26 protein-coding genes are annotated in these 24,733 nt (G+C 69.4%); all 26 read right to left on the bottom strand.

All coding sequences use genetic code 11. From position 1 onward, the window contains the following. Position 1 precedes the first annotated feature (1 nt). Positions 2–571 (bottom strand): 50S ribosomal protein L5, encoded by a 570-nt coding sequence (rplE, locus tag ABZ783_RS15630; RefSeq protein WP_073834925.1) that lies wholly within the window; start codon positions 569–571, stop codon positions 2–4. Further along, complete coding sequence (rplX, locus tag ABZ783_RS15635; protein WP_172896341.1) at positions 571–891, bottom strand: 50S ribosomal protein L24; 321 nt, start codon at positions 889–891, stop codon at positions 571–573. The genes rplE and rplX overlap by 1 nt, the downstream gene beginning before the upstream one ends. Then, positions 888–1,256 (bottom strand): 50S ribosomal protein L14, encoded by a 369-nt coding sequence (rplN, locus tag ABZ783_RS15640; RefSeq protein ID WP_007073026.1) that lies wholly within the window; start codon positions 1,254–1,256, stop codon positions 888–890. Before rplN ends, rplX begins: the two co-directional genes overlap by 4 nt. 98 nt (positions 1,257–1,354) lie before the next feature. After that, the gene (gene rpsQ, locus ABZ783_RS15645; RefSeq protein WP_073834926.1) at positions 1,355–1,633 is read right to left on the bottom strand and encodes a 30S ribosomal protein S17; all 279 of its coding nucleotides are present in this window, start codon (positions 1,631–1,633) and stop codon (positions 1,355–1,357) included. Further along, complete coding sequence (gene rpmC, locus ABZ783_RS15650) at positions 1,630–1,866, bottom strand: 50S ribosomal protein L29 (RefSeq protein WP_007073028.1); 237 nt, start codon at positions 1,864–1,866, stop codon at positions 1,630–1,632. The genes rpsQ and rpmC overlap by 4 nt, the downstream gene beginning before the upstream one ends. Beyond that, positions 1,866–2,291: a 50S ribosomal protein L16 gene (rplP, locus tag ABZ783_RS15655; protein WP_073834927.1), complete on the bottom strand. Its 426-nt coding sequence runs from the start codon at positions 2,289–2,291 to the stop codon at positions 1,866–1,868. The genes rpmC and rplP overlap by 1 nt, the downstream gene beginning before the upstream one ends. A gap of 3 nt (positions 2,292–2,294) precedes the next feature. Then, positions 2,295–3,164, bottom strand: coding sequence for a 30S ribosomal protein S3 (gene rpsC / locus ABZ783_RS15660; RefSeq protein ID WP_148793473.1), 870 nt, complete (start codon positions 3,162–3,164; stop codon positions 2,295–2,297). Beyond that, positions 3,164–3,619, bottom strand: coding sequence for a 50S ribosomal protein L22 (rplV, locus tag ABZ783_RS15665; protein ID WP_357438197.1), 456 nt, complete (start codon positions 3,617–3,619; stop codon positions 3,164–3,166). Before rplV ends, rpsC begins: the two co-directional genes overlap by 1 nt. Positions 3,620–3,659: 40 nt before the next feature. Then, positions 3,660–3,941: a 30S ribosomal protein S19 gene (gene rpsS / locus ABZ783_RS15670; RefSeq protein ID WP_007073032.1), complete on the bottom strand. Its 282-nt coding sequence runs from the start codon at positions 3,939–3,941 to the stop codon at positions 3,660–3,662. 15 nt (positions 3,942–3,956) lie between these two features. Further along, complete coding sequence (gene rplB, locus ABZ783_RS15675; protein WP_148793471.1) at positions 3,957–4,796, bottom strand: 50S ribosomal protein L2; 840 nt, start codon at positions 4,794–4,796, stop codon at positions 3,957–3,959. 12 nt (positions 4,797–4,808) lie between these two features. After that, entirely contained in the window at positions 4,809–5,111 is a 303-nt protein-coding gene (rplW, locus tag ABZ783_RS15680) for a 50S ribosomal protein L23 (RefSeq protein ID WP_073834931.1), read from the bottom strand. Next, positions 5,108–5,758 carry a 50S ribosomal protein L4 gene (gene rplD, locus ABZ783_RS15685; RefSeq protein ID WP_148793469.1) on the bottom strand — a complete coding sequence of 217 codons (651 nt, stop codon included), beginning with the start codon at positions 5,756–5,758 and terminating at the stop codon, positions 5,108–5,110. The genes rplW and rplD overlap by 4 nt, the downstream gene beginning before the upstream one ends. Beyond that, positions 5,755–6,420 carry a 50S ribosomal protein L3 gene (rplC, locus tag ABZ783_RS15690; RefSeq protein WP_357438199.1) on the bottom strand — a complete coding sequence of 222 codons (666 nt, stop codon included), beginning with the start codon at positions 6,418–6,420 and terminating at the stop codon, positions 5,755–5,757. The genes rplD and rplC overlap by 4 nt, the downstream gene beginning before the upstream one ends. A gap of 11 nt (positions 6,421–6,431) precedes the next feature. Beyond that, a complete protein-coding gene (gene rpsJ / locus ABZ783_RS15695; protein WP_007073037.1) occupies positions 6,432–6,740 on the bottom strand; it encodes a 30S ribosomal protein S10 in 309 nt (102 codons plus the stop codon). Between the two features lie 354 nt (positions 6,741–7,094). Next, the gene (gene tuf / locus ABZ783_RS15700) at positions 7,095–8,288 is read right to left on the bottom strand and encodes an elongation factor Tu (protein ID WP_073834934.1); all 1,194 of its coding nucleotides are present in this window, start codon (positions 8,286–8,288) and stop codon (positions 7,095–7,097) included. 223 nt (positions 8,289–8,511) lie between these two features. Further along, positions 8,512–10,608 carry an elongation factor G gene (gene fusA / locus ABZ783_RS15705; RefSeq protein WP_073834935.1) on the bottom strand — a complete coding sequence of 699 codons (2,097 nt, stop codon included), beginning with the start codon at positions 10,606–10,608 and terminating at the stop codon, positions 8,512–8,514. A gap of 75 nt (positions 10,609–10,683) precedes the next feature. Continuing rightward, a complete protein-coding gene (gene rpsG / locus ABZ783_RS15710) occupies positions 10,684–11,154 on the bottom strand; it encodes a 30S ribosomal protein S7 (protein WP_073834936.1) in 471 nt (156 codons plus the stop codon). Between the two features lies 1 nt (position 11,155). After that, positions 11,156–11,530, bottom strand: coding sequence for a 30S ribosomal protein S12 (gene rpsL, locus ABZ783_RS15715; RefSeq protein ID WP_007465318.1), 375 nt, complete (start codon positions 11,528–11,530; stop codon positions 11,156–11,158). 579 nt (positions 11,531–12,109) lie between these two features. After that, on the bottom strand, positions 12,110–12,535 hold the full coding sequence (locus tag ABZ783_RS15720) for a hypothetical protein (RefSeq protein ID WP_357438524.1): 426 nt from the start codon (positions 12,533–12,535) through the stop codon (positions 12,110–12,112). Between the two features lie 587 nt (positions 12,536–13,122). Then, the gene (locus ABZ783_RS15725; protein ID WP_357438202.1) at positions 13,123–13,491 is read right to left on the bottom strand and encodes a hypothetical protein; all 369 of its coding nucleotides are present in this window, start codon (positions 13,489–13,491) and stop codon (positions 13,123–13,125) included. Positions 13,492–13,655: 164 nt separating this feature from the next. Then, on the bottom strand, positions 13,656–17,543 hold the full coding sequence (locus tag ABZ783_RS15730) for a DNA-directed RNA polymerase subunit beta' (protein WP_357438205.1): 3,888 nt from the start codon (positions 17,541–17,543) through the stop codon (positions 13,656–13,658). An 81-nt stretch (positions 17,544–17,624) separates the two neighbouring features. Then, entirely contained in the window at positions 17,625–21,056 is a 3,432-nt protein-coding gene (locus ABZ783_RS15735; protein ID WP_357438208.1) for a DNA-directed RNA polymerase subunit beta, read from the bottom strand. 572 nt (positions 21,057–21,628) lie between these two features. Next, complete coding sequence (gene rplL / locus ABZ783_RS15740; RefSeq protein ID WP_357438212.1) at positions 21,629–22,015, bottom strand: 50S ribosomal protein L7/L12; 387 nt, start codon at positions 22,013–22,015, stop codon at positions 21,629–21,631. Between the two features lie 55 nt (positions 22,016–22,070). Further along, positions 22,071–22,616 carry a 50S ribosomal protein L10 gene (rplJ, locus tag ABZ783_RS15745; protein ID WP_073837339.1) on the bottom strand — a complete coding sequence of 182 codons (546 nt, stop codon included), beginning with the start codon at positions 22,614–22,616 and terminating at the stop codon, positions 22,071–22,073. 445 nt (positions 22,617–23,061) lie between these two features. Then, a complete protein-coding gene (locus ABZ783_RS15750) occupies positions 23,062–23,751 on the bottom strand; it encodes a hypothetical protein (RefSeq protein ID WP_357438215.1) in 690 nt (229 codons plus the stop codon). After that, entirely contained in the window at positions 23,748–24,659 is a 912-nt protein-coding gene (locus ABZ783_RS15755) for an ATP-binding cassette domain-containing protein (protein WP_357438217.1), read from the bottom strand. The genes ABZ783_RS15750 and ABZ783_RS15755 overlap by 4 nt, the downstream gene beginning before the upstream one ends. Between the last annotated feature and the right edge of the window lie 74 nt (positions 24,660–24,733).

Consider the following 24,733-nt stretch of genomic DNA (forward strand, 5'->3'; position numbering starts at 1 on the left):
CTCAGTTCTCCTTGAACGGGAAGCCCAGGAGCTTGAGCAGCGCCCGGCCCTCGTCGTCGGTCGTGGCGGTCGTGACCACCGTGATGTCCATGCCCCGCTGGCGATCGATCTTGTCCTGGTCGATCTCGTGGAACACCGACTGCTCGGTCAGACCGAACGTGTAGTTGCCGTGCCCGTCGAGCTTGCGCCCGTCGAGGCCGCGGAAGTCGCGGATACGCGGCAGCGCGATGGACAGCAGCCGGTCCAGGAACTCCCACATCCGGTCGCCGCGCAGGGTCACCTTCGCGCCGATCGGCATGCCCTCACGGAGCTTGAACTGCGCGATGGACTTGGTCGCCCGCCGCACCTGCGGCTTCTGGCCGGTGATGGTGGCCAGGTCGCGAACCGCGCCGTCGATCAGCTTGGCGTCCCGAGCGGCCTCGCCGACACCCATGTTGACGACGATCTTGACCAACCGCGGCACCTGCATGGGGTTGCCGTAGTTGTGCTGCTTCTGCAGCTCGGCCACGATCTCGTTGCGGTACCGCTCCTTGAGGCGCGGCATGGTCTTGGTTTCGGTAGCCGTGGTCATCACAGGTCCTTACCGGTGCTACGCGCGATGCGGACCTTCTGGCCGTTCTCGTCGATCCGGTAACCGACGCGGGTCGGCTTGCCGTCGGAGTCCAGGACCTGCACGTTCGAGACGTGGATCGGGGCCTCCTGGGTGACGATGCCACCGGTCTTGGCGCCACGCTGGGTGGTGCTGATGCGGGTGTGCTTCTTGACCCGGTTCACGCCCTCGACCAGGACCTTGTCCTGCCGCGGGTAGGCCGCGATGACCTTGCCCTTGGCGCCCTTGTCCTTGCCGGCGATGACGACGACCGTGTCGCCCTTCTTGACCTTCACGGTCACAACACCTCCGGCGCGAGAGAGATGATCTTCATGAACCGCTTGTCCCGCAGCTCCCGGCCCACCGGGCCGAAGATACGGGTACCGCGCGGGTCCCCACCGTCCTTGATGATGACGGCGGCGTTCTCGTCGAAGCGGATGTACGAGCCGTCCGGCCGCCGCTTCTCCTTGGCGGTGCGAACGACGACGGCCTTGACGACGTCGCCCTTCTTCACACCGGCACCGGGGATCGCGTCCTTGACCGTGGCCACGATGACGTCGCCGATGCTCGCGTAGCGCCGACCGGAGCCACCGAGAACCCGGATGCACAGGATCTCCCGGGCACCCGTGTTGTCGGCGACGCGCAGTCGCGACTCCTGCTGAATCACGTCTATCTCCTATGTCTGCCGGTTCTCCGGCCGCCCAGAGGCGGCCGGAGCCTGGCGGAACCTGCGCCCGACCGATGCCGGCCGAGCTCGAGCCTTCGCTACTTGGCCTTCTCGAGGATCTCCACGAGCCGCCACCGCTTGGTGGCGGACAGCGGCCGGGTCTCCATGATCAGGACCCGGTCGCCGATCCCGGCGGAGTTCTGCTCGTCGTGGACCTTGAGCTTGCTGGTCCGGCGCATGATCTTGCCGTACAGCGCGTGCTTGACCCGGTCCTCGACCTCGACCACGACGGTCTTTTCCATCTTGTCGCTGACCACGAGGCCCTCACGCACCTTGCGGCGGGCCCGCGCGGCGGCGGTGGTGGTGTTCTCACTCATGATGCAGTCACCTCAGTCGGCGCGGCCGAGAGACCCAGCTCACGCTCACGCATGATCGTGTAGATCCGGGCGATCTCCCGACGGATGACCTGCAGCCGCCGGTTGTTGTCCAGCTGCCCGGTTGCGGCCTGCACGCGGAGGTTGAACAGCTCCGCCTTCGCCTCACGCAGCTTCGTGACCAGCTCCTCCTCGGAGAGCTCACGCAGCTCGGAGGCCTTGACGCCCGCTGCCATCAGGATTCACCCACTTCGCGCGTAACAATGCGGCACTTCATCGGGAGCTTGTGGATCGCGCGACGCATCGCCTCTCGCGCGATCTGCTCGTTGGGGAAGGACATCTCGAAGAGGACCCGCCCCGGCTTGACGTTGGCGACCCACCACTCGGGCGAACCCTTACCGGAACCCATCCGGGTTTCCGCCGGCTTCTTGGTGAGGGCCTGGTCCGGGAAGATCGTGATCCAGACCTTGCCACCACGCTTGATGTGCCGGGTCATCGCGATACGCGCCGACTCGATCTGGCGGTTGGTCACGTACGCCGGCTCGAGAGCCTGGATCCCGAACTCGCCGAACACCACCCGGTTACCACCCTTGGACGCGCCGTGGCGGTCCGGGTGGTGCGGCTTGCGGAAGCCCTTCGGGGGCTTGCGCGGCATCAGCATCTGTCAGCCCTCCTGCTGCGTTTCTGCCGGAGTCGACGCGGCCGCGGCGACAGCACCGCTGTCGATCGGCTCGCCGCTCGGCGTCTCGGCCTGCTGCGCGATGGTGGTCGCGGCAGCCCGGCCGGCCTCGGTGCCGCCGGCGGTCGTGCCGGACGAACCCGACCGGCCACGGCGCGGCCGCTCGGGACGCTCGCCGCGCTCACGGCGCGGGCGGGACGGACCGGCCTCGGCCGGAGCCTCCCGGCCCGGGACGGCGTCGCCCTTGTAGATCCAGACCTTCACGCCGATCCGGCCGAAGGTGGTACGGGCCTCGAAGAAGCCGTACTCGATGTTGGCCCGCAGCGTGTGCAGCGGAACCCGGCCCTCGCGGTAGAACTCGGTCCGGCTCATCTCGGCGCCGCCGAGACGGCCCGAGACCTGCACCCGGATGCCCTTGCAGACCGGGTTCTTCATCGCGGACTGCATCGCCTTGCGCATGGCCCGACGGAAGCTGACCCGGCTGGACAGCTGCTCGGCGACGCCCTGGGCGACCAGCTGCGCGTCCGACTCGGGGCTCTTCACCTCGATGATGTTCAGCTGAACCTGCTTGCCGGTGAGCTTCTCCAGCTCGCCCCGGATCCGGTCGGCCTCCGCACCCTTACGGCCGATGACGATGCCCGGCCGGGCGGTGTGGATGTCGACGCGGACCCGGTCCCGGGTGCGCTCGATGTCTACCTTGGAGATGCCGGCGCGCTCCAGCCCCTTGGACATCATCCGGCGGATCTTGACGTCCTCGCCGATGTAGTCCTTGTAGAGCTTGTCCGCGAACCAGCGGGACTTCCAGTCGGTCGAGATGCCGAGCCGGAATCCGGTCGGGTGAACCTTCTGACCCATTACTCGGCACCCTCCGTCGTGCTCTGCCCCTCGGCGGCCGCGGCCTGCTTGGCCGGAGCGGCCTTCTTCGCCGACTTCTTCGGCGCGGCCGGCGCCACCGCCTCGACCGCCACGGTGATGTGGCAGGTGCGCTTGCGGATCCGGTACGCCCGGCCCTGCGCCCGCGGCCGGAACCGCTTCATGGTCGGGCCCTCGTCGACGAACGCCTCGCTGACGAGCAGCGCGTCGGGGTCCAGCCGCTCGTTGTTCTCCGCGTTGGCGATCGCGCTCGCGAGCACCTTGTACACCTGCTCGCTCGCAGCCTGCGGCGCGAACTGCAGCACCGTGAGCGCCTCCTTCGCGGGCAGGCCGCGGACGAGGTTGACCACCCGGCGCGCCTTCATCGGCGAGATGCGCACGTGCCGCGCAACCGCCCGCGCGCCCGGAAGCACCGGAGCGTCGCCCTTTCCTGGCATCGCTGTAACCCCTTGTTCCTCTATCCGTATGCCCGCGGCGTCAGCGCCGGCGGCTCTTCCGGTCGTCCTTCTCGTGACCCTTGAACGTGCGGGTCAGCGCGAACTCGCCGAGCTTGTGCCCGACCATGGCCTCGGTCACGAACACCGGGACGTGCTTGCGTCCGTCGTGCACGGCGATCGTGTGCCCGAGCATCTCGGGGATGATCGTCGAGCGCCGCGACCAGGTCTTGATGACGTTCTTCGAGCCCTTGTCGTTCTGCGTCTCCACCTTCTTGAGCAGGTGGTCGTCGACGAACGGGCCCTTCTTCAGGCTGCGAGGCATCTGTCAGCTCTCCTGTTAGCCGCGCTTGCGGGTGGCGTAGCGGCGGCGGACGATCAGCCGGTCGCTCGGCTGGCCCTTACGACGGGTGCGGCCCTCGGGCTTACCCTGCGGGTTGACCGGGTGGCGACCACCGGAGGTCTTACCCTCACCACCACCGTGCGGGTGGTCGACCGGGTTCATCGCGACACCACGGACAGTCGGGCGCTTGCCCTTCCACCGCATCCGGCCGGCCTTACCCCAGTTGATGTTCGACTGGTCGGCGTTGCCGATCTCGCCGATGCTGGCCCGGCAGCGCACGTCGACCCGCCGGATCTCACCGGACGGCATGCGGAGGGTCGCGTACGCGCCCTCACGGCCGAGCAGCTGGATACCGACGCCGGCCGAGCGGGCCAGCTTGGCGCCACCGCCCGGACGCAGCTCCACGTTGTGGATCGTGGTACCGACCGGGATGTTGCGCAGCGGCAGGTTGTTGCCCGGCTTGATGTCGGCGCTCGGGCCCGACTCCACCGCGTCGCCCTGCTTCAGGTCCTTCGGCGCGATGATGTAACGCTTCTCGCCGTCGGCGTAGTGCAGCAGCGCGATCCGCGCGGTGCGGTTCGGGTCGTACTCGATGTGCGCGACCTTCGCCGGCACGCCGTCCTTGTCGACCCGCTTGAAGTCGATCAGACGGTACTGGCGCTTGTGGCCGCCACCGTGGTGCCGCGTGGTGATCCGGCCGTGGGCGTTGCGACCGCCCTTCTTCGGCAGCGGGGCCAGCAGCGACTTCTCGGGCGTCGACCGGGTGATCTCGGCGAAGTCGGCGACGCTCGAGCCACGCCGGCCCGGCGTCGTCGGCTTGTACTTACGGATAGCCATTGTCTACACCCCTCAGCTGACCGGGCCGCCGAAGGCCTCGATACGGTCACCGTCAGCCAGCTTCACGATCGCCCGCTTGGTGGCCTTGCGCTGACCGAAGCCGGTCTTGGTGCGCTTGCGCTTGCCCTCGCGGTTGAGCGTGTTGACCGTCAGGACGCGGACGTTGAAGATCTGCTGGATAGCGATCTTGATCTCGGTCTTGTTCGCGTCCGGGTGCACCAGGAAGGTGTACCAGTTGCGGTTCAGCTCGCTGTAGCTCTTCTCCGAGACGACCGGCGCGACGATGATGTCGCGCGGATCGGCGATCGTGCTCACTTGCCACCCTCCTCGGTGGTCTCGGCGGGAACGCCCAGGAACTCGTCCAGGGCCTCCTTGGTGAAGACCACGTCGTCGGCGACCAGCACGTCGTACGTGTTGAGCTGGCCGGCCTCGATCAGGTGCACCCGCGGCTCGTTGCGCAGCGACACCCAGTTCAGCTCGTCGGTGCTGCTCAGCACGACCAGGACGCGACGGGCGTCGGTCAGCTTCGCGAGCGTGGCCAGCGCGGCCTTGGTCGACGGCTTCTCGCCCGAGACGAACGCCTCGACGACGTGCACCTGGCCGGCGCGGGCCCGGTCGGAGAGGGCGCCACGCAGGGCGGCGGCCTTCATCTTCTTCGGGGTGCGCTGGCTGTAGTCGCGCGGCACCGGGCCGTGGACCACGCCACCGCCGGCGAACTGCGGCGCGCGGGTCGAGCCCTGGCGGGCACGACCGGTGCCCTTCTGCTTGTACGGCTTCTTGCCTCCACCGGAGACCTCGCCGCGGGTCTTGGCCTTGTGCGTGCCCTGCCGGGCCGCCGCGAGCTGAGCCACCACGACCTGGTGCATCAGCGCGATGTTGGCCTGGGCGTCGAAGATGTCGGCCGGCAGCTCGACGGAGCCGCTCTTGGTGCCTTCGACGCTGAGGACGTCAACGGTGGTCACTTGGCCGCACCGCCCTTCTTCGCCTTGCTCTTGGCCGCGGTACGGACCAGGACCAGCGCGCCCTTGGGGCCGGGGATGGCGCCACGGACGAGCAGGAGGTTGTTCTCGGTGTCGACCGCCTGGACGGTCAGGTTCTGGACGGTGTAGCGCACGCCACCCATCCGACCCGCCATCCGGGTGCCCTTGAAGACGCGACCCGGGGTCGCGCACGCGCCGATGGAGCCCGGCGAGCGGTGCTTGCGCTCGACACCGTGGCTGGCGCGCAGACCGTGGAAGCCGTGCCGCTTCATCGGGCCGGCGTAGCCCTTGCCCTTGGTCTTGCCGGTGACGTCGATGGTGACGCCGGCCGGGAACTCCTCGACCGTGACCTCCTGGCCCAGCGAGTAGTCCGCGGCGTCGACGGTGCGCAGCTCGACGATGTGCCGGCGCGGCGCGACGTCCGCCTTGGCGTAGTGCCCGGCGATCGGCTTCTTGACCTTGCGCGGGTCGATGGCCCCGTACGCCAGCTGGACCGCGGAGTAGCCGTCCTTGTCGGCGCTACGAACCTGGCTCACGACGCACGGGCCGGCCTGAACCACGGTCACCGGGACAACGCGGTTGTTGTCCCAGACCTGGGTCATGCCGAGCTTGGCGCCCAGGATCCCCTTGACTTGCCTGTCCATTTGTCCGGTCCCTACAGCTTGATCTCGATGTCGACGCCAGCCGGCAGGTCGAGGCGCATGAGCGAGTCGACCGTCTTCGGGGTCGGGTCGATGATGTCGATCAGCCGCTTGTGCGTGCGCATCTCGAAGTGCTCGCGCGAGTCCTTGTACTTGTGCGGCGAGCGGATAACGCAGAAACGGTTGATCTCCGTGGGCAGCGGCACCGGGCCAGCGACCTGCGCCCCGGTACGCGTCACCGTCTCGACGATCTTCCGAGCCGAGGAGTCGACGACCTCGTGGTCATAGGCCTTGAGCCGGATGCGGATCTTCTGTCCCGCCATGGTGGCTTCTGTTCCTTCTCTCGATGCCGCTGTGTTGCGGGCGCCTGTACCGGCTGGCACAGGCCCACTTCCGCCGACCCCCGCGGTCGGGCGTGTCGCGCCCGTGGGCCGGGCTCCGCCCCGGGACTCCGGAGCGGTTCTCCGACCACGCGGTGGGTCATGGCGCCGATCGCGTTACCGCGACCTGGACGCCGCGCGAGGGTGGTTGACCGCCAGGGGCGATCAACCACCCTACGCGAGACTGTCGGTCACCCGGAGGTCCAGCAGACACCGGACGCAGGCGACTGACCGTCGTTACGCAACCTGACTAGTATGCCGCACGACCGGCGGCGACGCTAATCGGGGTTACCCAGCTCACTTGATGATCTTGGTGACGCGACCCGCGCCGACCGTACGGCCACCCTCCCGGATCGCGAACTTGAGGTTCTCCTCCATCGCGATGGGCTGGATCAGCTTCACGGTCATCGTGGTGTTGTCGCCCGGCATGACCATCTCGGTACCCTCGGGCAGCGTGACGACGCCGGTGACGTCCGTGGTCCGGAAGTAGAACTGCGGACGGTAGTTCTGGAAGAACGGGGTGTGGCGGCCACCCTCCTCCTTGGAGAGGATGTAGACCGTCGCCTCGAACTCCGTGTGCGGGGTCGTGGTGCCCGGCTTGATGACGACCATGCCGCGCTCGACGTCCTCGCGCTTGATGCCGCGGAGCAGCAGACCGACGTTCTCGCCCGCGCGGGCCTCGTCGAGCAGCTTGCGGAACATCTCGATGCCGGTGCAGGTGGTCTTCATCGACTTCTCGCGGATGCCGACGATCTCCACCTCCTCGTTCGGCTTGAGGATGCCGCGCTCGGCGCGACCCGTGACCACGGTGCCGCGGCCGGTGATGGTGAAGACGTCCTCGATCGGCATGAGGAACGGCTTCTCGGTCTCGCGCTCCGGCTGCGGGATCGCGGTGTCGACGGCGTTCATCAGGTCCAGGAGCTTCCCGGTCCACTCCGGGTCGCCCTCGAGGGCCTTCAGCGCCGAGACCCGGACGACCGGCAGGTCGTCACCCGGGTACTCCTGCGAGGAGAGCAGCTCGCGGACCTCGAGCTCGACGAGCTCCAGGAGCTCCTCGTCGTCGACCATGTCGCTCTTGTTGAGCGCCACGACGATGTACGGCACGCCGACCTGACGGGCCAGCAGCACGTGCTCGCGGGTCTGCGGCATCGGGCCGTCGGTCGCCGCCACCACCAGGATCGCGCCGTCCATCTGGGCGGCACCGGTGATCATGTTCTTGATGTAGTCGGCGTGACCGGGGCAGTCGACGTGCGCGTAGTGACGCGCCTCGGTCTGGTACTCGACGTGCGCGATCGAGATCGTGATGCCGCGGGCCTTCTCCTCCGGCGCCTTGTCGATCTCGTCGAACGGCGTGTACGGGTTCAGGTCCGGGTACTGGTCGTGCAGGACCTTGGTGATGGCCGCCGTCAGCGTCGTCTTACCGTGGTCGATGTGACCAATGGTGCCGATGTTGACGTGCGGCTTAGTCCGCTCGAACTTCGCCTTCGCCACTGGTGTCCTCCTGTGGACTTTCTTGGTTCGTTCGCCCCGGTGCGCCGGGTCGGCGCTTAGGACTCTGTCGACAGCCTTTCCGACCTGACGGCCGGAGAGCCTTTGTGGGTTCTGCGGCGATGAAGCCTACAGGCCCGGATTCACACAACTCGCCCGAGGTGGCCGCGGGCGGGAGATCCCTCCCGCGACCAGCCCCGGCTCATCGGATCAGCTCAGGTGAGCGTCACTCACCAGTCGCCTTGGCGATGATCTCCTTCGCCACGCTCTGCGGAACCTCGGCGTAGGAGTCGAACTGCATGCTGTAGCTAGCCCGGCCCTGGGTCTTCGACCGCAGGTCGCCGACGTAGCCGAACATCTCCGACAACGGCACCAGGGCCCGGACGATGCGGGCGCCGTGACGCTCCTCCATCGCCTGGATGATGCCGCGCCGGGAGTTGAGGTCGCCGATGACGTCACCCATGTTCTCCTCCGGAGTGGTGACCTCAACAGCCATCATCGGCTCGAGCAGCGCGGGGTCGGCCTTGCGGGCCGCCTCCTTCATCACCATCGAACCGGCGATCTTGAATGCCATTTCCGACGAGTCGACCTCGTGGTACTGGCCGTCCAGCAGCGTCAGCTTGACACCCACCAGCGGGAAGCCGGCGAGAATGCCGTACTGCATCGCGTCCTGGGCACCCGCGTCCACCGAGGGGATGAACTCCCGCGGGATGCGGCCACCGGTGACGGCGTTGGCGAACTCGTAGGTCGGCGAGTCGTTGTCCAGCGGCAGCGGCTCGATGCTCACGATCACGCGGGCGTACTGGCCGGAACCACCGGTCTGCTTCTTGTGGGTGTACTCGACCTTCTCCACCGTGCGGCGGATGGTCTCGCGGTACGCCACCTGCGGCTTACCGATGTTCGCCTCGACGTTGAACTCGCGGCGCATCCGGTCGACCAGGATGTCCAGGTGCAGCTCACCCATGCCGGAGATGACCGTCTGGCCGGTCTCCTCATCCAGCTTGACGCGGAAGGTCGGGTCCTCCTCGGCCAGCCGCTGGATGGCGGTGCTGAGCTTCTCCTGGTCGGCCTTGGTCTTCGGCTCGATGGCGACCTCGATGACCGGCTCCGGGAAGGTCATCGACTCCAGGATGACCGGGTTCGCCGGGTCGCACAGCGTGTCACCGGTGGTGGTCTGCTTGAGACCCTGCACCGCGATGATGTCGCCAGCCTTGGCGGAGCTGCGCTCCTCCCGCTTGTTGGCGTGCATCTGGTAGATCTTGCCGATCCGCTCCTTGCGGTCCTTGGTGGAGTTGACCACCTGGGTCCCGGACTCGACCACGCCGGAGTAGACCCGGACGTAGGTGAGCTTGCCAAGGTGCTTGTCGGTCTGGATCTTGAAGGCCAGGCCCGAGAACGGCTCCGAGGTGGACGGCTTCCGCTGCATCGGGGTCTCGCCGTCGGTCGCGGTGCCCTCGATGGCCGGGATGTCCAGCGGCGACGGCAGGTACGCGACGACCGCGTCGAGCATGGGCTGGATGCCCTTGTTCTTGAAGGCGGTGCCGGTGAAGACGGGGTTGGCCTTGCCGGCGATGGTGGCCCGGCGGATGGCGGCCTTGATCTCCTCGACGGAGATCTCCTCGCCCTCCAGGTACTTCTCCATCACCGCGTCGTCGACGTCGGCGAGGGTCTCCATCAGCTTCTCGCGCCACTCCGCGGCGGAGTCGGCGAGGTCGGCCGGGATCTCCTCGATCGCGTAGTCCTCACCCTTCTGGGTCTCCCCGCGCCAGGTGAGGGCGCGCATCTCGATCAGGTCGACCACACCGATGAAGTCGGCCTCGGCGCCGATCGGGATCTGGAGGACCAGCGGGGTGGCGTTGAGCCGGTCGATCATCATCTGCACGCAGCGGAAGAAGTCGGCACCGGTCCGGTCCAGCTTGTTGACGAAGCACATCCGGGGGACGTTGTACTTGTCCGCCTGGCGCCAGACGTTCTCCGTCTGCGGCTCCACGCCGGCGACGCCGTCGTAGACCGCGACCGCACCGTCCAGGACCCGCAGCGACCGCTCCACCTCGACCGTGAAGTCGACGTGGCCGGGCGTGTCGATGATCTGGATCGTGTGGCCCTTCCACTCGCACTTCGTGGCGGCGGAAGTGATGGTGATACCGCGCTCCTGCTCCTGCTCCATCCAGTCCATGACGGCAGCGCCCTCGTGGACTTCACCGATCTTGTAGGTGATACCGGTGTAGAACAGGATCCGCTCGGTGGTAGTGGTCTTACCGGCATCGATGTGCGCCATGATGCCGATGTTGCGTACGTTGGCGAGCGCGTCTGCGGCGGCCACTTCAATCCCTACTTATCGTCGTCTCGACACAACTGGTGGCGGTTCCGGCGCCTCGTGGGCGCCGGAACCAAGGTGTTACCAGCGGTAGTGCGCGAAGGCCTTGTTGGACTCGGCCATCTTGTGCGTGTCCTCGCGCCGCTTGACGGCGGCACCAAGGCCGTTGCTCGCGTCCAGCAGCTCGTTCATCAGCCGCTCGACCATGGTCTTCTCGCGCCGGGCGCGGGAGTAGGTGACCAGCCAGCGCAGGCCCAGGGTGGTCGCCCGGGCGGGCCGGACCTCGACCGGGACCTGGTAGGTGGCGCCACCGACGCGGCGGCTGCGCACCTCGAGGGTCGGCTTGACGTTGTCCATCGCCCGCTTCAGGGTGACGACCGGGTCGGTGCCGGACTTCTCGCGGCAGCCCTCGAGGGCGGCGTACACGATGCTCTCGGCGAGCTGGCGCTTGCCGCGCAGCAGGATCTTGTTCACCAGCTGGGTGACCAGCGGCGAGTTGTACACCGGGTCAGCGACCAGCGGCTTCCGCGGAGCGGGTCCCTTACGCGGCATGTCAGCTCTTCTCCTTCTTCGCGCCGTAGCGGCTGCGCGCCTGCTTGCGGTTGCGGACACCCTGGGTGTCCAGCGAACCGCGAACGATCTTGTACCGCACGCCGGGGAGGTCCTTCACCCGGCCACCGCGGACGAGCACGATCGAGTGCTCCTGCAGGTTGTGGCCGACGCCCGGGATGTAGGCGGTCACCTCGATCTGGCTGCTGAGCTTGACACGAGCGACCTTGCGCAGCGCCGAGTTCGGCTTCTTCGGGGTGGTGGTGTACACGCGGGTGCACACGCCGCGCCGCTGGGGGGACCCCTTCAGCGCCGGGGTCTTGGTCTTGGTCGTCTTGGCCTGGCGGCCCTTTCGGACCAGCTGCTGGATGGTGGGCACCGGGTTTCTCCGCTCCCTTCGGCCGCTGCGAGGCGACCGCGCTGTCTGCTCGTTAGCCGACCTGATGGACGGCTCTCCTACATTCCAACCAGGGCCACCTGACGGGGGTCCCAGCACCCGCGGTCGGGCGTGTCGCCCGGGTCACGGCCCCGGTGCGCCGCTCGCGCGTCGTACCGGGTTTCTGTCACCGGCGCAGGAAATTCCAAACACCGGATCTTGGACTTGGTCGTGCCGCCGCACGATCACCGGAATCCCGGTGCCAGCGCACGCACGCATTGCCCGGGCATGCCCGGGCACAAGGGGAAAGGGTACCTACCACAGCCGCGCAGGTCAAAACGGAGCGGTCCGGTTCAACCGCCTCGCGGTCCGCCGGCCGATCGTCTCTTCCCTGCCCGCCCACGACGGGCACCACGGCGACAAGTGTACCGGCTTCGCCCCGCATCGACCCGGGGGCCCCGGTTCCGCCCGGCCGGCGGACCCCCCACCGCGGCGGTCTTCCCTCGTCGGCCGGCGGACCGGTCGCCGGACTCGGCGCCATCGTGTCCTGGCGGCGGCTGTTCGACCCGTCCGCCTACCGGATCACGTGAGCTGCACCACCAGCGCCACCCCGAGCCCGAGCAGGCTGAGCAGCAGCCCGACTCCCCCGCAGCTGAGACCGGCCACGGCCAGTCCCCGCCCGGTGAACCGGACCCCCGGCGGCGGTGCCGGGCGCCGGATCTGCCGGCGGGCCAGCAACCCGGTCACGATGGCGGCGCCGCCGGCGAGCGCGCCGAGCACCGTGAACGCCCCGGCCGCCCAGGCGCCGCCGAGGTTCGGCCCGGCGATGCCGAAGCAGAAGACCAGCAGCGAGACCAGGATCGAGGCGATCCCGGAGACCAACGAGCCGATGGCGAGCCCCGAGGTCACCGGGGGCACGTCCAGGTGGACCACGCCGAACGGGGTGCCGGGGACCGGGTCGACCCGCTTCGGCGGGCGCGGGGCCTCCTGCGGGGGCGGCGGCAGCACCCCCGGCCGCGGACCGGCTGCCTGCGGCGTCGGGGCCCAGGCGCCGCCGGGCGGCACGCTGCCCGGGCCCGCCCACCCGCGGGCGGGCACCGGCGGGGTTCCCGGGTACGCTCCGGGCCCCGTCCAGCTGGCGGGGGCGGGCGGCGGCCCGTGGTGCGGTCCGGGGCCGGTCGGAAGGGGGTGTCCGACATGGGGCGGAGCCGGCCGCTGGCCGGGCGAGGCACCCGGGGCCGACGCCCCGACCGGCGGGTACGGGCCGTCGGGCGGCCACGGCCCCGGCGGGGAGGACTGCGGGGCGGCCGGCGGCGGAGCGTACCCCGGGCTGGCGACCTCCGGCGACGCGCTCGGCCCCTCGTCCGGCCCGACCCTCGGCGCGGCCCACGGGCTGGTGGGGTCCGGGCCCGGCGTCGGCGCGGCGGCCGCTGGCCCGGCGACGGACCGGGTCGGGTCGTCTCCCGGCGGTGGGGCCGGCTCCGTCACGTGGTCCTCCTGTCGACATGGCTCACCCGCCGCGCGGCGGACACCGGCCAGGCTACCGTCGCGGGTCCCGCCGCCGGGCCCGGGCGCGGAGCCGCTCCCCCGCCCGGTCAGTCGACGTTCTGGGGGTAGTCGTGCCCGAAGGGACTGTCCGCGAGCCGGACCACTCCGATCACCACGGCCACCACCACCGCGACCGCACACAGCACCAGGCCCGTCCAGGCCAGCCGCTCCCCGCGCCGTAGCCAGTCCGCACCGGTGAGGAACCCGCCCGAGGCGTACGCCTCCCGCCGGGCCTGGCGGGCGAGCCACAGGGCGATGGTCGACGGCACCACCCCGCCGATGAACAGCCCGGTCAGCCCACCGATCAGCCCCAGGGCGAAGACGGCGCGGGCCTTCGTCGAGCGGACCGGCTCAGGATCGAGCGGATGGCGCGGCCCCTGCTGGGCGACGGGCACCTGCCCGGGCGCGGTCGTCATGCCGTCCATCATGCCCCGGCCCGCCGCACCCGACACTCAGGAGGAGCAGACCGTCAACCGGTCGCCGGCGGGTCGCGGGCACCGGCACCACGCCCGACGGGAGACCTGGCCGCGGACGCGACGAGGCCCCCGGCGGGTGCCGGGGGCCTCGTCGTTGCTGGTGCTTAGCGGTACGACCCGAAGTCGAAGTCGTCCAGCGGCACCGCCTGGCCGCTGGCCGGCCCGAAGCCGTAGTCGGTCTCCGGGTAGCCGGTCATCGAGTAGACCTTGGCCTTCGCCTCCTCGGTCGGCTCGACCCGGACGTTGCGGTACTTGCTGATGCCCGTACCGGCCGGGATGAGCTTACCGATGATCACGTTCTCCTTGAGGCCGATCAGCGAGTCGCTGCGGGCGTGGATCGCCGCGTCCGTCAGCACCCGGGTGGTCTCCTGGAAGGAGGCCGCCGACAGCCAGGAGTCCGTGGCCAGCGAGGCCTTGGTGATACCCATCAGCACCGGGCGACCCGCCGCGGGCTCGCCGCCCTCGGAGACGAGCCGGCGGTTCTCCGACTCGAAGAGCGCCCGGTCGACCAGCACACCCGGCAGGAACTCGGTCGAGCCGGAGTCGATGACCGTCACCCGCTTGAGCATCTGGCGGATGATGATCTCGATGTGCTTGTCGTGGATGAGCACACCCTGCGAGCGGTAGACCTCCTGAACCTCCTGGGTCAGGTGGACCTGGACCGCGCGCGGGCCGAGGATGCGCAGCAGCTCGTGCGGGTCGATGGTGCCCTCGGTGAGCTTCTCGCCGACCTCGACGTGGTCGCCGTCGTGGGCTCGCAGCCGGACCCGCTTGGAGATCTTGTCGTAGACGATCTCGTCGCTGCCGTCGTCCGGTACCACGATGATCTTCCGCGACCGCTCGCCGTCCTCGATCCGGATCCGACCCGGGGTGTCGGCGATGGGCGCCTTACCCTTCGGGACCCGGGCCTCGAAGATCTCCTGGACCCGGGGCAGACCCTGGGTGATGTCCTCACCCGCGACACCACCGGTGTGGAAGGTACGCATCGTCAGCTGCGTACCCGGCTCACCGATCGACTGGGCGGCGATGATGCCGACCGCCTCGCCGACGTCCACCGTCTTGCCGGTCGGCAGCGAGCGGCCGTAGCACGCACCGCAGACGCCCAGCTTCGACTCGCAGGTGAGCACGCTGCGCACCCGGACGCTCTCCACCCCGGCCGCGACGATCCGGTCGACCAGGATCGAGTTGATGTCCTGACCCCGCTCGGCCACCACGGTGCCGTCCGGCCCCTTGATGTCGTCGGCCAGGGTACGGGCGTGCACGCTGGTCTCGGCGTGCTCGTGCACGACCAGCTTGCCGTCGATCCGCTCGCCGATCTGCATCGGGATGGCGCGGTCGGTGCCGCAGTCCTCCTCGCGGATGATGACGTCCTGCGAGACGTCCACCAGACGCCGGGTCAGGTAACCCGAGTCGGCGGTACGCAGGGCGGTGTCCGCGAGACCCTTACGGGCACCGTGCGTGGAGATGAAGTACTCCAGCACGGACAGACCCTCCCGGTACGAGGCCTTGATGGGCCGCGGGATGATCTCGCCCTTCGGGTTGGCCACCAGACCACGGATCGCCGCGATCTGCCGGAGCTGGAGCAGGTTACCGCGGGCACCCGAGTTGATCATCTTCCACAGCGGGTTCTCCTGCGGCAGCGCGGTGTCCATCTCCTTGGCGACCTCGTTGGTCGCCTTGGTCCAGATCTCGATGAGCTCGCCGCGGCGCTCCTCGGCGGTCATCAGACCACGCTGGTACTGCTTGTCGATCCGGTCGGCTTCCTTCTCGTACCGCTCCAGGATCTCCCGCTTGCGCGGCGGAGCGATGACGTCCTCCATGCCGATGGTGACGCCGGACCAGGTGGCCCAGTGGAAACCGGCCTCCTTGAGTCCGTCGAGGGTGGCCGCGAGAGCCACCTTCGGGAAGCGCTCCGCGAGGTCGTTGACGATCGCGGAGAGCTGGCCCTTGCGGATCTCGTAGTTCACGAAGCGGTAGCCCGGCGGCAGCGTCTCGTTGAACAGGACCCGGCCCAGGGTGGTCTCCACCGTCACCGGCTCGCCCTCGACCCAGCCCTCGGGCGCGACCCACGGCTCGGCGCCGGCGCCGTTGTCGACCCCGACGACGTCCCGCAGCCGGATCTTGACCGGAGCCTGCAGGTGCAGCTCGCCGTTGTCGAACGCCATCCGCGCCTCGGCGTCCGAGCTGAACGCCCGGCCCTCACCCTGGCCACCCGGAGTCAGGTGGGTGAGGTGGTAGAGGCCGATGACCATGTCCTGGGTGGGCATGGTGACCGGCTTGCCGTCGGCCGGCTTGAGGATGTTGTTCGACGACAGCATCAGGATCCGCGCCTCGGCCTGGGCCTCGGCGGACAGCGGCACGTGCACCGCCATCTGGTCACCGTCGAAGTCGGCGTTGAACGCGGTGCAGACCAGCGGGTGGATCTGGATGGCCTTGCCCTCGACCAGCTGCGGCTCGAAGGCCTGGATGCCCAGCCGGTGCAGGGTCGGCGCCCGGTTCAGCAGGACCGGGTGCTCGCCGATGACCTCTTCCAGCACGTCCCACACGACCGGCCGCTGCCGCTCGACCATCCGCTTGGCGGACTTGATGTTCTGCGCGTGGTTGAGGTCGACCAGCCGCTTCATCACGAACGGCTTGAACAGCTCCAGCGCCATCTGCTTGGGCAGGCCGCACTGGTGCAGCTTGAGCTTCGGGCCGACCACGATGACCGAACGGCCGGAGTAGTCGACGCGCTTGCCCAGCAGGTTCTGGCGGAACCGGCCCTGCTTGCCCTTGAGCATGTCGGACAGCGACTTCAGCGGGCGGTTACCCGGACCGGTGACCGGCCGGCCGCGGCGGCCGTTGTCGAACAGCGCGTCGACGGCCTCCTGGAGCATCCGCTTCTCGTTGTTGACGATGATCTCGGGCGCGCCGAGGTCGATCAGCCGCTTGAGGCGATTGTTCCGGTTGATCACCCGGCGGTACAGGTCGTTCAGGTCGGAGGTCGCGAAGCGGCCACCGTCCAGCTGCACCATCGGACGCAGGTCCGGCGGGATGACCGGGACGCAGTCCAGCACCATGCCGAGCGGCGAGTTGCGGGTGTTCTGGAACGCCGCGACGACCTTCAGCCGCTTGAGCGCCCGGATCTTCCGCTGGCCCTTGCCGGTGCGGATGGTCTCGCGCAGGCTCTCGGCCTCGGCGTCGAGGTCCATGTTCTGGACCAGCGCCTTGATGGCCTCGGCGCCCATGGCACCGGTGAAGTACTCGCCGAAGCGGTCGCGCAGCTCGCGGTAGAGCAGCTCGTCGGTGACCAGCTGCTTGGGCTCGAGCTTGCGGAAGGTGTCGAGGACCTCGTCGAGGCGGTCGATCTCGCGCTGGGCCCGGTCGCGGATCTGGCGCATCTCGCGCTCGCCGCCCTCCTTGACCTTGCGCCGGACGTCCGCCTTCGCGCCCTCGGCCTCCAGCTCGGCCAGGTCGGCCTCGAGCTTGGCGGCCCGCTTCTCGATCTCCGAGTCGCGGCTGTTCTCGGCCTGCCGCTTCTCGGCCAGGATCTCGTTCTCGATCGTCGAGAGGTCACGGTGACGCGCCTCGGCGTCCACGCTCGTCACGACGTACGAGGCGAAGTAGATGATCTTCTCGAGGTCCTTCGGGGCGAGGTCCAGCAGGTAGCCCAGCCGGCTCGGCACGCCCTTGAAGTACCAGATGTGGGTCACCGGAGCGGCCAGCTCGATGTGACCCATCCGCTCCCGGCGAACCTTGGAGCGGGTCACCTCGACGCCGCAGCGCTCGCAGATGATGCCCTTGAAGCGGACCCGCTTGTACTTACCGCAGTAGCACTCCCAGTCCCGCTGCGGACCGAAGATCTTCTCGCAGAAGAGCCCGTCCTTCTCCGGCTTCAGGGTGCGGTAGTTGATGGTCTCGGGCTTCTTGACCTCGCCGTGGGACCACTGACGGATGTCGTCGGCGGTGGCGAGGCCGATGCGCAGCTCGTCGAAGAAGTTGACGTCGAGCACTATGTCCCCTATGTCGTCGTCTGTACTGCCTAGCTAACGGGCGGGTTCGGGGGCCGGCGAACCGGCCCCCGAACCATCACCTCAGACCTCTTCGACCGAGCTCGGCTCGCGCCGGGACAGGTCGATGCCCAGCTCCTCCGCGGCCCGGAACACCTCGTCGTCGGTCTCGCGCATCTCCAGGGCCACGCCGTCGCTGGACAGCACCTCGACGTTGAGGCACAGCGACTGCAGCTCCTTGAGCAGCACCTTGAACGACTCGGGGATGCCCGGCTCGGGGATGTTCTCGCCCTTGACGATCGCCTCGTAGACCTTCACCCGGCCGAGGACGTCGTCGGACTTGATCGTCAACAGCTCCTGCAGGGCGTACGCGGCGCCGTACGCCTGCATCGCCCAGCACTCCATCTCACCGAAGCGCTGGCCACCGAACTGCGCCTTACCACCCAGCGGCTGCTGCGTGATCATCGAGTACGGGCCGGTCGACCGGGCGTGGATCTTGTCGTCGACCAGGTGGTTGAGCTTCAGGATGTAGATGTAGCCGACCGCGATCGGGTCCGGCAGCGGCTCGCCGGAGCGACCGTCGAACAGCCGCGCCTTGCCCGTACGCCCGATCAGCTGGTCGCCGTCCCGGTTGGGCAGGGTCGACGCGAGCAGGCCGGCGATCTCCTCCTCGCGGGCACCGTCGAAGACCGGAGTGGCCACGTTGGTGTCCGGCTCGGACTCGTGCGCGTCGATCGAACGGAGCTGGCGCTTCCACTCCTCGTCGTCGCCCTGGACGCTCCAGCCGGTCTTGGCCACCCACCCGAGGTGGGTCTCCAGGACCTGGCCGATGTTCATCCGGGACGGCACGCCGAGCGGGTTCAGCACGATGTCGACCGGGGTGCCGTCCTCCAGGAACGGCATGTCCTCGATCGGCAGGATCTTGGAGATGACGCCCTTGTTGCCGTGGCGGCCCGCGAGCTTGTCACCGTCCTGGATCTTGCGCTTCTGGGCCACGTAGACCCGGACCAGCTCGTTGACGCCCGGGGGCAGCTCGTCGCCGTCCTCCCGCGAGAAGGTACGCACGCCGATGACCGTGCCGGTCTCACCGTGCGGCACCTTCAGCGAGGTGTCCCGGACCTCACGCGCCTTCTCGCCGAAGATCGCGCGGAGCAGCCGCTCCTCCGGGGTCAGCTCGGTCTCACCCTTCGGGGTGACCTTGCCGACCAGGATGTCGCCGGGGACGACCTCGGCACCGATCCGGATGATGCCGCGCTCGTCGAGGTCGGCGAGCATCTCCTCGCTGACGTTCGGGATGTCGCGGGTGATCTCCTCCGGACCCAGCTTGGTGTCCCGGGCGTCGACCTCGTGCTCCTCGATGTGGATCGAGGTGAGCACGTCCTGCTGCACGAGGCGCTGCGACAGGATGATCGCGTCCTCGTAGTTGTGGCCCTCCCAGGTCATGAACGCCACGAGCAGGTTGCGCCCGAGCGCCATCTCGCCCTCGTCGGTGCACGGACCGTCGGCGATGACCTGACCGGCCTCGACGCGGTCGCCCTCGAAGACGACCGGCTTCTGGTTGACGCAGGAGCCGGCGTTGGAGCGGCGGAACTTGTGCAGCAGGTACGTCCGGCGGTGGCCGTCGTCCTGGTGGACGGTGATGTAGTCGGCGCAGAGGTCCTCGATCACACCGCCGACCTCGGCGACGACGACGTCACCGGCGTCCACGGCCGCGCGGTACTCCATGCCCGTACCGACCAGCGGCGACTCGGCCTTGACCAGCGGCACCGCCTGGCGCTGCATGTTCGCGCCCATGAGCGCGCGGTTGGCGTCGTCGTGCTCGAGGAACGGGATCATCGCGGTGGCGACCGAGGTCATCTGCCGCGGCGACACGTCCATGTAGTCCACGGCCTCCGGCGGCACGTCCTCGGTCTCGCCGCCCTTACGGCGGACCAGGACGCGGTCCTCGGCGAACGACCCGTCGGACTTCAGCGGGGCGTTGGCCTGCGCCTTGACGAACCGGTCCTCCTCGTCCGCGGTCAGGTAGTCGATCTGGTCGGTGACCCGACCATTGACGACCTTCCGGTACGGCGTCTCGATGAAGCCGAACGGGTTGACCCGGGCGAAGGTGGACAGGGCGCCGATCAGACCGATGTTCGGGCCTTCCGGCGTCTCGATCGGGCACATCCGGCCGTAGTGGGACGGGTGCACGTCGCGGACCTCGAAGCCGGCCCGCTCCCGGGACAGACCACCCGGGCCGAGCGCGCTCAGCCGGCGCCGGTGGGTCAGGCCCGCCAGCGGGTTGGTCTGGTCCATGAACTGGGACAGCTGCGACGTACCGAAGAACTCCTTGATCGCCGCCACCACCGGGCGGATGTTGATCAGGGTCTGCGGCGTGATCGCCTCGACGTCCTGGGTGGTCATCCGCTCACGGACGACGCGTTCCATCCGGGACAGGCCGACCCGGACCTGGTTCTGGATCAGCTCGCCCACAGTACGCAGGCGACGGTTGCCGAAGTGGTCGATGTCGTCGGCCTCGTAGCCCTCCTCACCGGCGTGCAGCCGGCAGAGGTATTCCACGGTGGCGACGATGTCGTCCTCGGTCAGCGTGCCGGTGGTGATCGGCACGTCCACTTCGAGCTTCTTGTTGAACTTGTAACGACCGACCTTGGCGACGTCGTACCGCTTCGGATTGAAGAAGAGGTTGTCGAGCAGGGTCTGGGCGTTCTCGCGGGTCGGCGGCTCGCCCGGGCGGAGCTTCCGGTAGATGTCCAGCAGCGCCTCGTCCTGGCCGCCGATGTGGTCCTTCTCGAGCGTGGTCATCATCAGCTCGGACCAGCCGAACTTCTCGCGGATCTGCTCCGCCGACCACCCGATGGCCTTGAGCAGGACGGTGACGGCCTGCCGGCGCTTGCGGTCGATGCGGACGCCGACCGTGTCGCGCTTGTCGATGTCGAACTCCAGCCAGGCACCCCGGCTCGGGATGACCTTGACGCTGGAGAGGTCGCGGTCGGAGGTCTTGTCCGGCTGCTTGTCGAAGTAGACGCCCGGCGAGCGGACGAGCTGGCTGACCACGACGCGCTCGGTGCCGTTGATGATGAAGGTGCCCTTCGGCGTCATCATCGGGAAGTCACCCATGAACACCGTCTGGCTCTTGATCTCGCCGGTGGTGTTGTTGGTGAACTCCGCGGTCACGAACAGCGGGGCGCAGTAGGTCAGGTCCTTCTCCTTGCACTCCTCGATCGAGGCCTTGACCTCGTCGAAGCGCGGAGCCGAGAAGGAAAGCGACATGGTGCCGGAGAAGTCCTCAATGGGACTGATCTCGTCGAGGATCTCCGCGAGACCCGAGCGTGCGTGCGGGTCGTCCGCCGACCGGCCCTGCCAAGCCTCGTTGCCGACGAGCCAGTCGAAGGACTCGTTCTGGATGGCGAGGAGGTTGGGGACCTCGAGGTGTTCGGTGATCCTGCCGAAAGAAACTCGGCGGGGCGCAAAAGCGCTCGACGTACGACTGGTCTTCGCAGGGCGGGAAGCTGCCAAGATGCGTCCTTCCGAGGACCGGTGCTGCAGAACGGCTGGTACGCGTGCACTCCAATGACCCCACCAGAAATATCCGCAAACGGACATTTCCGAGCAGGGGTCAAGTCGGAAGGCAGCGCAAACTAGCAGTGTAGCCGAGAGGCTAACCGCTGTCCAGCCCACCCCGCAGGATCGTCGCGGAACTTGCCTCGGGACCTCGAAAACCAGGTCTACCGGGCCGCTCGGAACGCGACGCTCCTGCCGGGCCGCTCGGGTGTCACGGCGATGGTGCTGCCGCTGCCATACCCGAGAGGTGGCCGTTGCAAGCGCGGAAGGTCTTGCTGGTGTCAGCGTGCCTGGCAGCCCGGTGCCGCGTCAAGGGCCGGTTACCGTTCGGGGTGTCTTTCCCACCGACGGGCTACCGGCAGGCGCCGCTGTGAACCCGGTGCGAACGACCTGGACGCCCTGCTCACGCCGCTCCCACCGGATGCCACCAACCACAGCGGGCGGCGATCCGTTCCCGGATCACCGCCCGCCGCGACGCGGTGTGCCCCGGCTCACGTGAGCCGGACGCGCGTCAGGTCAACGCAAGGTCACTTGAGGGTGACCTTGGCGCCCTCGCCCTCGAGCTTGGCCTTGGCCTTCTCGGCGGTCTCCTTGTTGACCTTCTCCAGGACCGCCTTCGGCGCGGCCTCGACCAGGTCCTTGGCCTCCTTCAGGCCCAGGCCGGTCAGCTCACGCACGACCTTGATGACCTGGATCTTCTTGCCACCGTCGGCGTCGAGGATGACGTCGAACTCGTCCTTCTCCTCCTCGGCCGGGGCGGCCGGGCCACCGGCGGCCGGGCCCGCGGCCACGGCGACCGGAGCGGCGGCGGTGACCTCGAAGGTCTCCTCGAACTGCTTCACGAACTCGGAGAGCTCGATCAGCGTCATCTCCTTGAACGCGTCGAGCAGCTCGTCGGTGCTGAGCTTCGCCATGTCTGGCGTCCTTTCCTGAATGGTTTAACTAAGAACGTGGGTGCGCCGCGGGGCCTCAGGCCGCCTCGGCGCCCTCCTTCTCGCGCTTGTCCTGCAGGGCGGCCGCCAGACGCGCGGTCTTGGCGAGCGGAGCCTGGAACAGGGCCGCGGCCTTGCTCAGGTTGCCCTTCATGGCGCCGGCCAGCTTCGCCAGCAGCACCTCGCGGGACTCCAGGTCGGCGAGCTTCGTGACCTCGGCCGCGGAAATGGCCTTGCCCTCGAAGACACCGCCCTTGATGACGAGCTTCGGGTTGGCCTTCGCGAAGTCGCGAAGCCCCTTCGCCGCCTCGACGACGTCGCCCGAAACGAAAGTCAGCGCGGTAGGACCGGAGAACAGCTCGTCGAGGCCGGAGATGCCCGCCTCGGTCGCCGCACGCTTGGCCAGCGTGTTCTTCGCGACCGTGTAGCTGGTCTCCTTGCCGAGCGAGCGCCGCAGCTGGGTGAGCTGCGAAACCGTGAGTCCGCGGTACTCGGTCAGCACGGTCGCCCCCGCGTTGCGGAAGCTCTCGGTCAGCTCGGCGACGGCCGTGGCCTTGTCGGCCCGGATCGGCTTGTCCGCCATGTCCCTCCTCTCTCGTTACTCGGAGCTGGTACGCCGGCGACGAGCGGACGCTCGCGACGGCGGCGGAGGCATCACGACAACGAGAAAAGCCCCGGCGCAGGGCGCACGGGGCGAGGGCCGGAGCAACGCGCATGGTCGGCGGACCACGCACAGCGCCGATTTTCGCTTGCCGCCCTACGCGGGTCGCCCGTCATCGCGGGACCTTCGACCGTGCCAGGGCACGGTGACCAGCGGTCTCTGGGTGGAACTACGGGACAAGGTTACGCGACGTGTCCCGCTACTTCCAAATCGCCCCCGGAGTGCCCCCGGTCACCCTCACCCCGGGTTGATGACCCACCCCGGGGTACGGCCCGTTGCGCCATCGCCCGGGCGGGACAGGCCGGTGTGCGGCACACCGAGTGATCAGGGCGAGCATGCCCGCTCGGGGCTCGGACCGGCGGGCGGGTCAGGCGCGGGTACGGCGGCCCCAGGCGTAGCCGGCCAGGGCCACCACCGCCCAGACCAGCGCCCAGGCGCTCAGGAGCAGCGCCGCCGAGGCGGTCAGGTCGCCGGTCAGCGCCCGGGCGGTCGGCATCACCGGCGGCGCCAGCCACGGCAGCACCGAGTCGCTCAGCCCCAGCACCAGGGCACCCACCGCGCCGACCGAGAGCACCGCCACGCCGTACCCGGCGCTGCGGGTGATCGCCCGGCTGGCCAGGGCGCCCAGCGCCACGGCCGCCGGCAGGGCGAGCAGGTGGGCCCAGAGGCCGAGGGCCACTCCGGCGGCCACTGACCGGTCCCCCGGCCCGGTCTCGCCGGTCACCCCGCCGACCAACCAGGGGAAGACCAGCGCGACGGCCACCGTGCCGAGCCCGGCCACGGCCGCCGCCAGCAGGCCGGCGGCCCGCTCCCGGACCGGGCCCATCACCACCCGGGCCAGCCGGCGCTGCACGTCCGGCTCGACGTCCAGCAGGATCTTGGTCTGCCAGGCCAGCACCGGGAACAGCACCACCGCCGAGACGCCGTACGCCTCCGCCGGCCGGGCCCGGCCGCCGCCGTAGAGGACGCCGAGGGCCAGCAGGCCGGCCAGCACCGGTGCCAGCGCCCGTCCGGTACGCAGGAAGCCGGCCAGCCGCAGTCGGACCAGCGCGGTCACCGGGCCACCTCCGGGGCGGGACCGGCATCGTCAGTCCCGCCGCCGGGCGTCGCCATGGCGTCGACCGGCGCACCGGGGCCGGCGACCCGGTCGGGTCGTGCACCCGCGCCGTCGCACGCTGGTTCGGCCGGGGCGGATGGGGAGTCGTGACCGGGCCGCGCGGCGGGAGGCGGGGCGGCGTGGTCGCGTACCCGGAGAACGTGGTGGCCGGCGGCGCGCAACCGGGCGACGGCGTCCGCCACCCCCGCGGCCGGTACCGCCAGCTCGACCACCACCATGGCCGCACCCTCGGTCGGCGCCTGCGCGGTGACGGCGCCGTCGGCGACCGTCCAGCGCGCTGCGCCGGGCAGCCGCACCGTCTCGCCGCGGTGGTCACTGACCAGCACCGCGCCGCCGCCGGCCAGCACCTCGCCGATCAGCTCCGGCACCAGCTCGCGGGCGGCGGCATCCAGCCCCTCCCAGGGCTCGTCGAGGACGAGCAGGCCGGGCGGGCGCAGCATCGCCTGGGCCAGCCCGACCTTCTGGGCGGTGCCCTTCGACAGCTCGGGCAGCCTGACCCCGTGGAACCGGGCCAGGCCGAGCCGGTCGACCCAGTGCCGCACCGCCCGGTCGGCCGCCGGACCGGAGAGACCGGCCAGCCGCCCCATCCCGGTGAGGTACCCACCCACGGTGAACGGCTGGTCGGCGGGGAACCGCTCCGGGACCCAGCCGACGGCCGCAGGACGGTCGACCACCCGACCCCGGGTCGGCCGGAGCACGCCTGCGGCGAGCTGGAGCAGGGTGGACTTGCCGACGCCGTTGCGCCCGAGCACCACCGCCACCTCGCCCGGGCCGATCCGCATCTCCGCGCCGCGCAGCACCCACGGACCGCGCCGGTGGTAGCGCAACCAGACGTCCTCCAGCCGCATGCGGCGAGCCTGCCATACGGGAATGACGAACGGGGCCCCGCCAGGTGAGTGGCGGGGCCCCGTCAGGGCTGTCG

Origin of the sequence: Micromonospora sp. NPDC047738, from assembly GCF_040642675.1 — a bacterium.
In the GTDB taxonomy this organism is placed as follows: Bacteria; Actinomycetota; Actinomycetes; order Mycobacteriales; family Micromonosporaceae; genus Micromonospora.